At 71.6% G+C, this 12,574-nt stretch carries 9 protein-coding genes and 1 pseudogene; 3 read left to right on the plus strand and 7 right to left on the minus strand.

What is annotated here, in order from left to right; translation table 11 throughout:
- Positions 1-247: 247 nt before the first annotated feature.
- Together GA0070618_RS27205 and GA0070618_RS27210 are read right to left on the minus strand one after the other, a co-directional pair.
- The gene (locus GA0070618_RS27205) at positions 248-823 is read right to left on the minus strand and encodes a GNAT family N-acetyltransferase (protein ID WP_088984160.1); all 576 of its coding nucleotides are present in this window, start codon (positions 821-823) and stop codon (positions 248-250) included.
- A gap of 312 nt (positions 824-1,135) precedes the next feature.
- Positions 1,136-1,336, minus strand: a pseudogene (locus GA0070618_RS27210) (IS5/IS1182 family transposase); the annotation flags it as partial.
- Between the two features lie 155 nt (positions 1,337-1,491).
- On the opposite strand from GA0070618_RS27210, the gene GA0070618_RS27215 reads away from it, so the two are divergent.
- The 3 genes from GA0070618_RS27215 to GA0070618_RS27225 all read left to right on the plus strand — a co-directional run bounded on the left by GA0070618_RS27215 (position 1,492) and on the right by GA0070618_RS27225 (position 7,250).
- Positions 1,492-5,106, plus strand: a complete 3,615-nt coding sequence (locus GA0070618_RS27215; protein ID WP_170107826.1) for an NACHT domain-containing protein — start codon at positions 1,492-1,494, stop codon at positions 5,104-5,106.
- Positions 5,107-5,377: 271 nt separating this feature from the next.
- The gene (locus GA0070618_RS27220; protein WP_088984162.1) at positions 5,378-5,959 is read left to right on the plus strand and encodes a TetR/AcrR family transcriptional regulator; all 582 of its coding nucleotides are present in this window, start codon (positions 5,378-5,380) and stop codon (positions 5,957-5,959) included.
- A 49-nt stretch (positions 5,960-6,008) separates the two neighbouring features.
- A complete protein-coding gene (locus GA0070618_RS27225; RefSeq protein ID WP_088984163.1) occupies positions 6,009-7,250 on the plus strand; it encodes an MFS transporter in 1,242 nt (413 codons plus the stop codon).
- Between the two features lie 117 nt (positions 7,251-7,367).
- Here GA0070618_RS27225 and GA0070618_RS27230 read toward each other — a convergent pair whose 3' ends face one another.
- The 5 genes from GA0070618_RS27230 to egtA form a co-directional block, all read right to left on the minus strand.
- Entirely contained in the window at positions 7,368-7,955 is a 588-nt protein-coding gene (locus tag GA0070618_RS27230) for a TMEM165/GDT1 family protein (RefSeq protein WP_088984164.1), read from the minus strand.
- Between the two features lie 226 nt (positions 7,956-8,181).
- Positions 8,182-9,147 carry an L-histidine N(alpha)-methyltransferase gene (gene egtD / locus GA0070618_RS27235; RefSeq protein WP_088984165.1) on the minus strand — a complete coding sequence of 322 codons (966 nt, stop codon included), beginning with the start codon at positions 9,145-9,147 and terminating at the stop codon, positions 8,182-8,184.
- 40 nt (positions 9,148-9,187) lie between these two features.
- Positions 9,188-9,934: an ergothioneine biosynthesis protein EgtC gene (egtC, locus tag GA0070618_RS27240; protein WP_088984166.1), complete on the minus strand. Its 747-nt coding sequence runs from the start codon at positions 9,932-9,934 to the stop codon at positions 9,188-9,190.
- A 40-nt stretch (positions 9,935-9,974) separates the two neighbouring features.
- Complete coding sequence (gene egtB, locus GA0070618_RS27245) at positions 9,975-11,297, minus strand: ergothioneine biosynthesis protein EgtB (protein WP_088984167.1); 1,323 nt, start codon at positions 11,295-11,297, stop codon at positions 9,975-9,977.
- Positions 11,294-12,529, minus strand: a complete 1,236-nt coding sequence (egtA, locus tag GA0070618_RS27250) for an ergothioneine biosynthesis glutamate--cysteine ligase EgtA (protein WP_088984168.1) — start codon at positions 12,527-12,529, stop codon at positions 11,294-11,296. Before egtA ends, egtB begins: the two co-directional genes overlap by 4 nt.
- Between the last annotated feature and the right edge of the window lie 45 nt (positions 12,530-12,574).

Genomic DNA, 12,574 nt, shown 5'->3' on the forward strand with positions numbered 1-12,574 from the left:
GCCAGCCGCGATGTGCTCTCCGGCCTCGTATCACGCGACGTACAGATCTTCGGCGGTTGCGCGGTCGAGCCGCAGAACGGTCTCACCCCGCATGCGCGGACTCCAACCGCACGTCGTGCGGCACCGGTTGGCCGAGGTCAGGGTGCGCGATCTGCCGCCGACAGTGCGTACTCGTGAGCGGCCGCCGGATGCCACGGTGTACGGCGCGGACCGCGTGGTGTCGGTGGTTGCCGCCTACGCTGACCCGCTACCGGTGGTGAGGCCCGTCGCGGCGGGAGTCCCGCGCATGTTCGGCGAGCAGGGCGTAGGTGTAGCCGTCCACCCAGCCCCGCACGGCGTGCCAGGAGTCGCCGACGCCGTGTTGTTCACGACGCATGCCGACTTTTTCGAGGAGCCGCACCGAGGGGAGGTTGTCCGCGAAGCATCCGGCGGTGATCCTTCGAACGCCCAGCCGTTCGAAGGCGTGTGCCACCATCGCGGTGACCGCCTCAGTCGCGTATCCGTGGCCGTGGTAGGCCGGGTCGAAGATGTAGCCAAGCTGGGCCTCGGTTTGCGGTGGCATGCCCGGCTGCCCCATCCCGTCGACCACGTCGAGCGAGACCGTTCCGATCACCAGGCCGTCGAGGGTCACCGCCACGCTGTGGTCGTCGGGGTTCGCCGCCGCGCGCCGCCACGCCGCCCGAAGGGACGCAGGTTCCACCTCGGTGCGAAGTAGCCAGTAAGTGACCTCCGGAAGGTTGCGGTATTCGAGGATCCGGTCGATGTCGTCATCACGGACCGGGCGGAGTTCCAGGCGTTCGGTGCGTAGTGCCGTGCTTCCCATGCGGCGGGACGTTAGTGGACGCTCGACCGCGAAACTTCGGAATATTCCTGGTGTCCGGCCGGAACCGGCTCATCCGTCAGGAGGCCGCGCCGGCGAGAGCCGGCCGCACCAGAGCCGCGCCATCATGCCGCAGCCATCGCCCGGCGGCGCTGGCGGCGTCCGGTGACCCAGGCAGGTACAGGTCGCGTCCGTGTTCGGATAAGCCGACAAGAGCGCGTCGCCGTGCGAGGAGCGTGACAGGCCCGCCGGCTTTGCCGCTGGGCGGCGGGTGCGAGACGGGGATGAGCTTCGGCCGCTTGCGGGCCAGCAACTTGCCGGTGAGACCCAGACCGGCCGGCGGGGGTCGGCCAGGACCCGCACCGTAACGCCGTGTTGTTTGTGTTTGCCCGAGTAGTACGGCTTCTGGTCGGTGACCCGGTCGGTCGGGATGAGGGTGCCGTCGATGATCGCGTAGGCCAGTCGTGCGGCTCGTGCCGCGCAGGCGTTCAGGTCGCCGGCGAGGGTCGCGGCCAGCCTGCGTTCGATGACTGTCGCGACCATGGTCGAGGCTGGCGGCTGGGCGGTGGAGGTTCCGCGGCCCCTGCTTGGCCCCTCGGGTTACGCCCGGCGGGGCGGCGTGATAGAAGGCAGTCATGTCTGGGGCGGAGCTATCCACGGCGTTAAGGGTCTTGGGCGCCATCGCCAAGCCTGCGACCGACAAGCTGAAGCGCAAGGAGGGCGTGGTCGCGGTCCTGCACAAGCTGGGCATGGCGCCGGATGCGCCACCGCCTGACTTCGCGGGCGTCTACACGTACACGGTGGTCGAGTACTGCTACGGCAAGCCGGAACCGGTGCTCCGGCTTTTCCAGAACCAGTACGTGCGCGAGGCGTTCGAGCGGTCCTTCGTGACTGGCGACCCGGCCCACCTCGACCGCGAGGTGACCGAAATTCTCCAGTGGAATGAGGAAACCGGCGCGCTCGGCCGTCTTGACTACAATTTGGCCCGGGAGGTCACCGGCTTCTCGATCATCTTCAACCGGCTGGTCGACCGCACCCGCACCGCCGCCGAGACCAGGATGGAGCGCGGCGTCAGCGACATCCAGGAGTCCCTCGCCGGGCTGATCAAGCGAATTGACCGGATGAACACCCGCGAGGAGATCCTGCGGCAGGAGGGTGGGGCGATCACCTCGATCCAGCAACTGGCCAACGAGTTGCGCGAGTGGTTCGCCGCTGTGGAATACCGCATTCTGCGGGAGGTCGAGTCCGGTTCGGCGGAGTTCGTCTGGCTGGTGCGGGTGCCGGCCCGCCGCGGGTATGACACTGCGGTTGTCCTCGGTAAGAGTGGGGAGCTCAGCGCCCCGGATGTCACCCGCGCCGCCGAGCTGGTGACGGCCCACCACGCCTCCGAGGGCTGGGTGGTTGTGCCGCAACGGATCAGCAAGGCCGCCCGTGCCGTCGATGAGCAGCTCGACCAGGTCTACTGCTATACGCTCGACGAGCTGATCGACGAGAGTGCCGACTTCGAGCCGTACCTGGAATGGCTCGAGCGCGAGGTTCGCGACCGCGGGATCGACGAGCGGTTCGTGACGCCGTCCTGCGTGAAGGACGAGCCCGACCGACGCACCGGCCGGATCGCCGCACAGAGCGTCTACCCGTGGAGCGAGGGCGGGCTCGGCAGTTATGTGCGTTCTTGGCTGGACGACGACGCCAAGGAGCACCTGTCGATCCTCGGCGAGTTCGGCATGGGCAAGAGCTGGTTCAGCCTCCACTTCGCCTGGACTGTCGCGCAGGAGTGGCGGGCGGCCAAGGCCTCCGGCCGCAAACGCCCTCGCCTGCCGCTGGTGATCCCGCTGCGCGACTACGCGAAGGCGGTCAGCCTTGAGTCGCTGTTCAGTGAGTTCTTCTTCCGCAAGCACGAGATCCTGCCCGGCGGCTACGGCGTCTTCGAGGCGCTGAACCGGATGGGCCGACTGCTGCTGATCTTCGACGGCTTCGACGAGATGGCCGCGCGGGTCGATCGCCAGGCAATGATCAACAACTTTTGGGAGCTGGCCCGGGCCGTCGTTCCCGGTTCGAAGGTGTTGCTCACCTGCCGCACCGAGCACTTTCCAGAGGCACGCGAGGGCCGCGATGTGCTCAGCGCCCGGTTGGCCGCCTCGACTCAGGCGCTGACCGGCGAGCCGCCGCAGTTCGAGGTGGTCGAACTTCAGCCGTTCGACAACGACCAGGTCGAGGAGCTGCTCGACAAGCTGACGACCGGTCCGGCGAAGGAGGCGATCCTACAGAATCCGGACCTGGTCGACCTCATACGGCGCCCCGTCATGGCTGAACTCGTGCTTTCCGCGCTGCCGGCCATCGAGCGCGGCGCGAAGGTCGACATCTCTCGCGTCTACCTGTACGCCGTGCAGCACAAGATCGATGCCGACATTCGGGCCGAGCGTACGTTCACGTCGCTGGCCGACAAAGTCTACTTCCTGTGCGAGTTGTCCGCGTACATGCTCAAGGAGTCGATCCTCAGCATCAACTACCGTGCGATTCCCGACCACATCCGCGCGTGCTTTGGCCCCGCTGTACAGGAACAGCGCGACCTCGACCACTGGCACTACGACATGCTCGGGCAGACCATGCTGGTCCGGAACTCGGAGGGCGACTACTCCCCGGCCCATCGCTCCCTGCTTGAGTTCTTCGCCGCCTACCGGATGGCGGCCAAGCTCGGCGTCATGAACGAGGACTTCATGGCCCTGATCGGGTCGGTACGGCCTGCGGGCGAGCCGAGGTTCACATGGTCAGAGCTGCCGTCCATCTCGGCTGACGAGCGCGCCGCTGCGGCCGGATGGCGCGCGGAGAGCCTCCAACAGCTCGCCGAGTCCGCTGTCAGTGTCGACACACCCGCCGTCTTCGACCTGATGAGCCCGATGCTGACCACGAACCCGCTTGAGTCGCTGGTCGAGTACCTGCGGTGCACCGCGGAACTGTCCGACAGCCACGCGAGCCTGCTGGGCGCGAACCTCATCGAAATCATTGCCCGGATCGACCTGAACACGCTGCGCGGCCGACAGCTCGACGGCGTCGACTTGCGGTCCGCACAGCTGGACAGGTTTGACGCGGGGATGAGCCTGGCCGGCTGTTCGCTGCGCGGAGCCAGGTTCGAGGACGCCGACCTGGAGGACGTGGAGCTAGCTGGCGCAGATCTGACCGGCGCCCGTTTTGCCGCCGCCGACTACCTCGGCTTCGAGCGCAGCGCCGTGCATGCCCTCGGCAGCCGCGGCGACCTGCCGGTCGTCTGCCTTACCCGGGACGACCGGATCTACGTGTGGACGCTGTCAGGGGATCCCGAGCTGATCTTTAGAGTGCCGGACAAGGTGGACGACGCCGTGATGTTCGACGACGGCAAGATGCTCGTCGTTTACCGGGACGACACGACGGCGTCACGGCTCGCCGGAGCCCTACACGATCCGGCGACCGGCAAGGTCTCGCCCCACCCTGTCCGCGGGGTCGCCGGCGACGGGTGGCAGGTCGGCGAGAAGCACTATCTGCTGGAGCTGCACCAGCGCGAGAACGGCGAGTTGCTTACCCTGCGCGACATCGACGCCGACACGGTGACCGCCGAGATCCTACTTGAACCGGCCGATGTGCGCTTTGAGGTGAATGGGTTCGGCCGGGTGTTCGGCTTCAACGTGCTGAGCGTCGGGCAGGACGACATCCTTTCGACATCCGAGGTCGAAGTCTTCGAGCTGACCATCGGCGCAGGCGGAGACCTCCGCTACGAACCGCACCGCACCCTGCGGGTCCCCACGGTCGACGATGACAACATGCAGCTGTACGGCGAGAGCGGCGTGGGCGTGATGTCAGTCGACGACGATGGCCTGCGCCTGATGTTGCTCGACGTCGACACGAGCAGCGCGCGCCTGATCGACTTCTTGGACCCGTCCGTGAAGCCCTCCGACCGGCTCCTCGACTACCCGGCCCGGAGCCAGCGCGCGTTCAAACTGAGCCGGGACGGCAGCATCGCCGCCGTCCCGTTCGCCGGCGGCGTTCGCGTGTTCCGCGTCGACGAGCCTGCCCGTCCGATCCTGGAGATCGACCCCGACCGCCATGTCACGAGCTTCACCATCACTGACCGGGGCGTTCTCGTCGTCGCCGACGCCTATGGCGGCCTCAGTGCCTATGACTTGGCTACCTGCACTGAAGTCGCCACGGCGAACCTGAGCACCAAGGTCCGTGGTGCGATCTTCCGGGAAGCCACAGGCCTGCAGCCGGCCGTCCGCGACCTCCTCGCCCGCAACGGCGCGATCGTCGAATAGTAGTGCTTTCTGGGTTCAGCGGCGTTTGTCTCGGACGCCCATCCTCCACACGGGTCCGGGCTCGGCGAGCTGCAGAGTAGGCCGACGCCGACGGCCGATTGTGGGCCGCTCGCAAGTCCTCGCTCTCCACCACCCTGCGAGTGGACCTCGACGCGCTATGTACGCACGTACACATCATGTGTACGGTCGTACCCATGAGGGTGGGCAGCGACGAGTTCGTCACGGCGGGCGATCCGGCCCGCGTGGTACGCGCCATCGGGGCCGGCGTTCCATGAGCGGGGCTCCCCCGACCAGTGGGGCGTCGACACCACGCCGACCCCGCCGGCACGACCCGAACCGCCGCGACCGGCTGATCGACGCGGCGCTGACCGTGATCGCCGAGCGCGGCGTGGTCGGCACCACGCATCGGGAGATCGCCCGCGTCGCGGACGTGCCGTTGGGGTCGATGACCTACCACTTCGCCAGCCTCGACGAGATCCTCGTGGCGGCGTTCACCCGGCACGCCACCGCAGCCGCCGCCGTGTTCGACCAGCGGATGGCATCCGCCGCCGACCGCGACGCCGCGATCGAGGCGGTGGTCGCGTTGGTGTGCGAGGACCTGATCGGCGGGCCCCAGGACGACCTCGTGCTGGCCGTGGAGCTGTACACGGCGGCGGCACGCAACCAGGCGCTGCGCACCGTCACGCAGGCCTGGATGCAGCGCAGCCGCCAGGCCCTGGAGCGTCACTTCGACCCGACCACCGCCCGGGAACTCGACGCCCTGATCGAAGGCCTGACCCTGCACAGCGCGCTGTCGACCGACCCCATGACGCCGGCGCAGGTCCGCCACGCCATCGAGCGGTACCTGCGCTGACCCGTCGGCGCAGGCCCCATCCCATCGCCGCACCCACCGGGAGACCACCTTGTCCGCCTCCACCCTGGCCCCGCCGACCCGCCAGGTGCGCCGGGCCCGTGCCGCCGTCGCCGCGCTGTTCCTCACCAACGGCGCCGTGTTCTTCAACGTCGTCCCGCGCTATCCGCAGATCAAGGCCGACCTCGGGCTGAGCAACGCCGTGCTCGGCACCGCCCTGGCCGGCTACTCGATCGGCGCCCTGCTGGCCGGGCTGCTCGCCGGCGCTGCCATCCGCCGCTTCCGCTCCGCCCGGCTGGCGGCGTTCGGAATCGTCGTCACCACCGTCGCGACGCTGGCCATCCCCGCCGCGCCGAACTGGTTCGCGCTCGGCGCCGTGCTGTTCGTCGTCGGTGCCCTCGACTCGATCGTCGACGTGGCGCAGAACGCCCACGGCCTCCGCGTTCAGCGCCGCTACCGGCGTTCGATCCTCAACTCGCTGCACGGAGTGTGGAGCATCGGCGCGGTGCTCGGCGGCCTGATGGGCTCGGCCGCCGCCGGCCTCGACGTTCCGCTCACCGTCCACCTGGGGATCTCGGCCGTGACGCTCAGCCTCGTCGCCCTGGTCGCCTACCGGTTCCTGCTGCCCGGACCGGAGGACGCCGAGCGGGCCACCGAGGCGGAGGACCTCGCCGCCGCCGACGGACACCCCGGCGCGCCGCCCGCACACCATCGCCCGGTCCGGCGGCGCTTGTTCGCCGGCCCCGCCGTACGGATGCTCGCCGCGCTGAGCGCGCTGGCCGCCTGCGGGGCCCTGGTGGAGGACGCCGGCGCGTCCTGGGGTGCCATCTACCTGAGCGACGACCTGCACACCGGGGCCGCCGTCGCCGGCCTGGCGGTCGTGGTGTTCCAGGGGGCCATGACCGTCGGACGCCTGGCGGGCGACCGCGTCGTGGACCACTTCGGCCAGCGCGCCGTCGCCCAGGCCGGCGCGGCGCTCGCCGCCGTCGGCATGGGCGCCGCCCTGGCCGTGCCCACCGTGGGCACCACGCTGGGTGGGTTCGCCTTCGCCGGGCTGGGCTTCGCCACCCTCGTGCCCGCCGCCATGCACACCGCCGACGAGCTGCCCGGCCTGCCCCCGGGCACCGGCCTGACCATCGTGAGCTGGCTGCTGCGCGCCGGTTTCCTGCTCTCCCCGCCGCTGGTCGGCTTCGTCGCCGACCTGACCAGCCTGCGCGTCGGCCTGCTCACCGTCGTCGGGGCCGGCGTCGTCACGCTGGTCCTCGCCCGGGTGCTCGGCCGGAGGACCGCCTGAGGCCGCTGGTGCCCTCACCGGCGAAGGCCACCTCCCGGCAGCGGGAGGTGGCCTTCGCGCCGGACGAGAGCAAGCCGGCAGACGCGCAGGTGGGCAGGTGACCAGCAAGGGGCCGGGTCAGGTGAGCTGGTTGACCCCGTCGAGGATCAGCCAGAGGCCGCAGATCGCGAAGAGGATCGCGGCGCCGTACTTGATGGTCTTCTCCGGCAGCCTACGGCCGAGCATCCGGCCGACCACGATGGCGAGGGCATCGGCCGCCACCATGCCGACGGTCGAGCCGATCCAGGTGCCGAACCAGCCGTACTGGGTGGCCAGGGTGATGGTGGCGAGCATGGTCTTGTCGCCCAGCTCGGCGAGGAAGAACGCCACGCCCACGGCGAAGACCGCCGACTTGGTGCTCCGCTCGGCCTTGCGCTTCTCCTCCTCGGTCAGGGTGTCCCCGCGCAGCGTCCACGCGCCGAACCCGAGGAAGGCCACACCGGCGACGAGCGCGATCCACCCGGTCGGCAGGGTCGCGCCGAGTCCGTAGCCGATGGCGACCGAGACCAGGTGGACCACGGCGGTGGCGACGGTGATCCCGATCAGCACCGGGACCGTCTTGAACCTCGTGGCGAAGGTCAGCGCCATGAGCTGGGACTTGTCCCCCAGCTCGGCGACGAAGATCACGCCGAAACTCACCGCCAGCGCGACGAGAAAGCCCTCCATGGGCATCCTTCCGGATCAGGCCGGGAGGAGGAACAGGGGCGCCCTCGACCCGGCTGTCAACAGCCTGAGTCGAAGGTCTCGCCCGCCCCGGTGCGGGGCCGCGTGGCCGGATGCGGAACGCATCAGTGTGTCGACCACGACATTGGGGGCTACTCCCCTTCGCAGTCCCCACCCTACCCGAACCCGGGCCGCCGCCCTCGGTGGGGGCGGCCCGGGCAGCGCAAACTCAGATCGCCCGGGCGAGGGTCAGCCCGAACAGACCGTCCGGGTCGGTCCACAGCTCCTCGGCGGTGAAGCCGGCGGCGGCCAGCTCGGTGGCGACCCCCTCGGGACGGAACTTCGCCGACACCTCGGTCCGCAGCTCCTCCCCCTCGGCGAAGTCGACGGTGAGGTCGAGCACCCGGACCCGCATCGGCCGCTGCGCCCGCAGCCGCATCTCGATCCACTCCCGTTCGGCGTCCCAGACGGCCACGTGCCGGAAGTCGTCGGGCACGAAGTCGGCGCCCAGCTCACGGTTGATCACCCGGAGCACGTTGCGGTTGAACTCGGTGGTCACCCCGGCGGCGTCGTCGTAGGCGGGCACGATGATCCCCGGGTCCTTCACCAGGTCGGTGCCGAGCAGCAGCCAGTCCCCGGCCTCCAGGGCGGCCCGCGTCGCGGCCAGGAAGGTGGCCCGCTCCGCCGGGAGCAGGTTGCCGATGGTGCCGCCGAGGAAGGCCACCAGTCGCCGCCCGCCGGCCGGCAGCCGGTCCAGATGGCGGGTGAAGTCTCCGACGATGCCCCGCACCCGCAGGTGGGGATAGTCGGCGGCGATGGCGGCGGTGGACTGGCGCAGCGCGCTCACCGACACGTCCAGCGGGACGAAGGTGCCCAGGGTGCCCTGGCCGCTGAGCGCGTCGAGCAGCAGCCGGGTCTTCTCCGACGAGCCGGAGCCCAGCTCGATGAGGGTCTTCGCCCCGGTCACCGCCGCGATCCGGGACGCGTGCCGCCCGAGCGCGGCTCGTTCCGCCCGGGTCGGGTAGTACTCCGGCAGCCGGGTGATCTCCTCGAACAGCTCACTGCCCCGGGCGTCGTAGAACCACTTCGGCGGCAGCCACTTCGGGTCGGCGGTGAGCCCGGCCCGGACGTCGTCGCGCAGGCTCCGGTCGAGGTCACGCTCCTCCAGGTGGATCTCCAGCGGTTCGGCGGTCATGGACTTCCCTTTCGTTGGTGAACGTCGCGTCCGGCCGGCGCTACCCGCGGTCGAGCGGGGCCGTGCGCAGCCCGGCCGGGGTGGCCACCACCAGGTGGCCGTCGGGCACCGGCCGCCAGGCCGGGTGGTCGTCGTGGGGTTCGGAGGCGAGCAGCACCGCGTCACCGTCCGCGCGGACCGACAGGGCGTGCCCGGCGGCGGTCGCCACGGCGGTACGGCCGTCGGTGAGCAGCAGGTTCAGGCGGGATCCGGGGGCGGCCACGGTGACCGCCCGGACGGTGTCGGCGACCGCCTCGGCCGGGTCCGCACCAGCCCGTAGCCGGTCGTGGACCAGTGCCCAGAGCAGCGCCGCGTCGGTCGGGGCGTCCAGGGTGAGCAGGTCGGTCACCGGGAGGTCGGCGGCGAGCCCGGCCACCGACCCCGGCCAGCCGCGCACCACGCCGTTGTGGCTGAACAGCCACGGCCCGGTACCGAACGGGGCGGCGGCTCCGGCGTGCACCGGCATGCCGACCGTGGCGGAGCGGACGGCGGCCAGCGCCGCCGACGTGACCGTGGCGGCGGCCAGGCCGGGCAGCGCCGGGTCGCTCCAGATCGGTTGCGCGCCCCGGTAGCGCACCGGGACACCGCCGTCCGGGTACCAGCCGACGCCGAAGCCGTCGGCGTTGACCGTGCCGCCGCCGCGCATGTCCGCCGGCGCCCAGGACTGCCGTACCAGCGAGTGCGGCGGATCGAACAGCAGCGCCCGCAGCGACACGGGCGGTCCCAGGTACGCCAGATGCCGGCACATCAGGCGTCACCGACCGGGATCGGCCCGACGGCGCGTCGGGTCACCGCTCCTCCGGCCGGGCGTCCCGGGCGCAGCGGAAGCCGCTGAAGATCTGCCGGCGGATCGGGTAGTCCCAGTTGCGGAAGGTGCCCCGGCAGGCCGCCCGGTCGGTGCCGAACGAGCCGCCCCGCAGCACCCGGTAGTCGTCGCCGAAGAAGACCTCGGAGTACTCCCGGTAGGGGAAGGCGGTGAAGCCCGGGTGACCCCGGAAGGTGGTCGAGGTCCACTCCCACACGTCCCCGATCAGCTGGTGCACGCCGAGCGAGGACGCCCCGGCCGGGTACGCGCCGACCGGCGCCGGCCACAGGTGCCGCTGGTCGAGGTTGGCGTGCGCGGCGGTGGGCTCGTCGTCGCCCCAGGGGTAGCGGCGGGACCGGCCGGTCGCCGGGTCCCAGCGGGCGGCCTTTTCCCACTCCGCCTCGGTGGGCAGCCGCCGGCCGGCCCAGGTGGCGAACGCCTCCGCCTCGTGGAAGCAGACGTGCACCACCGGCTCGTCGTCGCGGACCGGGTCCCAGCGGCCGAACCGGCGGTACGCCCAGCCGTCGCCGTCGCGCCGCCAATGCATCGGCGCGCTCAGCGCCTCGGCCTGCCGGTGCGCCCAGCCGGCCGGGCTCCACCAGCGGGGGTCGTCGTAGCCGCCGTCGGCGATGAACTCCCGGTACCGGCCGTTGGTGACCGGCGCGGCGTCGATGAGGTACGCGGGCAGGTCGACGGTGTGGGCGGGGCGTTCGTTGTCCAGTGCCCACGGGTCGGTGGAGGTGCCCATGGTGAACGGTCCCGCCGGCACCAGCACCTCCCCGCCGACCCGGACGGTCGGCTCGGGTGGCGGCGGCGCGGCGAGCACCGGCGGACCGGAGCGCAACTGGTGGGTGGCGAGCATCGTCTCGTCGTGCTGCTGCTCGTGCTGGACGATCATGCCGAAGGCGAACCCGTCGGCGACCAGCGGCCGGTCGGTGAACCGGACCTGGTCCAGCAGGTCGTGCACCTTGTCCCGGACGGTCGCCACGTAGGCGCGGGCCTCCCGGGGTGGCAGCAGCGGCAGGGCCGGCCGGTCCCGGCGGGGCTGCTTGAACGCGTCGTAGAGGTCGTCGATGTCCCGGCGGACCGGCTCCCGGCCGCCGACGTCGCGGACCAACCAGAGCTCCTCCTGGTTGCCGACGTGCGCCAGGTCCCACACCAGCGGGGACATCAACGGGGAATGCTGGCGGGTGAGGTCGTCGTCGTCGACCGCGTCGGTCAGTCCGGCGGTCCGGGCCCGGGTGCGGGCCAGCTCGGCCGCGATCCGGTCGCGGAGCGTCTCCGCGTCCGACTGGGTTGGTGTCACCGTGCGTTCCTCTCCGCGACGGCCCGACGCCGTCGTACGCCTCGAACGATCTCCTCGTACGTCCCGCCCGGCAGGTCGAACCGGGGCAGGGCCGCCAGCGCCAGGTCGAGCAGCTCCCGCGCGGCCCGGGCCACCGGTGGGTCGGCGAGCCCGTACCGGGCCGCCTGGTACCAGCGGTCGGCCACCGGCGCGCCGCACGCCGCCGCCGCGGCGGTCGTCGCCGGATCGCCGAACAGGGCGGCGAGCACCGCCACCGGCGCCGTCCACTCCCGGCCCGGCTGGGCGTCCAGGTAGCGGATCTCCAGGTAGCCCCGGGGGCGGACCGGCGGGAAGAGGGTGCTCAGGTGGTAGTCGAGGTCGTCGGTGGTGGGTGGCCGGGGCAGGGCGCCGTCGATCCAGTCCGCGAAGGTGATGCCCGGCGGGACGCTCCAGTCCGGCCCGTCGGCACGGACGCAGAGCAGCGGCGCGGCGAGCGCGTACCCGGTCCAGGCCGTTACCGGGTCCCGGTGCCCCTCGCCGGGCTGCCAGACCGGCCGGGTGCGGGTCGGGTCGATGGTGAGCCAGGCGGCCATCCGGGCCGACGCCCAGCCGGTGAGCCGGCCGGCGTGCCGGTCGGCGGTGGCGAAGGCCGCCAGCAGCGGCGGGCCGACGGCGTGCGCCGCCGTCCAGCGGGCCGCCAGGTCGGTCCGCTCCCCCGCGTCCAGGCAGACCTGGACCCCGGCGGTGCTGAACATCATGGTCCGCCCGGCCGGGCCGCGCCGGTCGAAGGCACGGCGCATGGCGTGGTAGCGGGGGGTGTCCACGACGGGACGGGGCGGCCGGTGCGGGTCGATGCCGCTGCGCCCGAGGGTCAGGCCGGCGGCGGCCAACAGCCGGGCCAGCTCACCGACGTCCGCGTCGGTGTCGGTGAGCAGGGCCGCGAGCGAGGGGCGCGGCGCGGTGGAGAGTTCCACCTGCCCGCCGGGCTCCACGGTGACCGTACCGCCGTGGTGGAGCCGCTCGGCCGGGCTCTCGCTGTCCAGAGTGGTGGGGCTGTGCCGCCCCAGTGCCGCGCGCAGCCGGTCCCGGTCGACGGGACGGGCCGGGTCCGCGGCGTCGTGCACGGTCCATTCCAGCTCGACACCGGTGAGGAGCGGAGGGCCGGTCTTGAAGCAGATCCGGGCGATGTGGCCGGCGGCGGCACCGGCCTCCCGCAGGATCGCCGAGCGGTCCAGCTCCGGCGACGTCACCATGGGTGGTCCCTCCCCGAACCGTTCGTCGACACCGGGCCCACCGTC

Origin of the sequence: Micromonospora echinospora (assembly GCF_900091495.1) — a bacterium.
Classification (GTDB): domain Bacteria; phylum Actinomycetota; class Actinomycetes; order Mycobacteriales; family Micromonosporaceae; genus Micromonospora; species Micromonospora echinospora.

What these genes read in the sequence shown, in the direction of transcription:
- GA0070618_RS27220 (WP_088984162.1), top strand. Translation starts at nt 5,378, where the DNA reads ATGAGCGGGGCTCCCCCGACCAGTGGGGCGTCGACACCACGCCGACCC.
- egtD (WP_088984165.1), bottom strand. Translation starts at nt 9,147, where the DNA reads ATGACCGCCGAACCGCTGGAGATCCACCTGGAGGAGCGTGACCTCGAC.
- egtC (WP_088984166.1), bottom strand. Translation starts at nt 9,934, where the DNA reads ATGTGCCGGCATCTGGCGTACCTGGGACCGCCCGTGTCGCTGCGGGCG.
- egtA (WP_088984168.1), bottom strand. Translation starts at nt 12,529, where the DNA reads ATGGTGACGTCGCCGGAGCTGGACCGCTCGGCGATCCTGCGGGAGGCC.
- GA0070618_RS27205 (WP_088984160.1), bottom strand. Translation starts at nt 823, where the DNA reads ATGGGAAGCACGGCACTACGCACCGAACGCCTGGAACTCCGCCCGGTC.
- GA0070618_RS27230 (WP_088984164.1), bottom strand. Translation starts at nt 7,955, where the DNA reads ATGGAGGGCTTTCTCGTCGCGCTGGCGGTGAGTTTCGGCGTGATCTTC.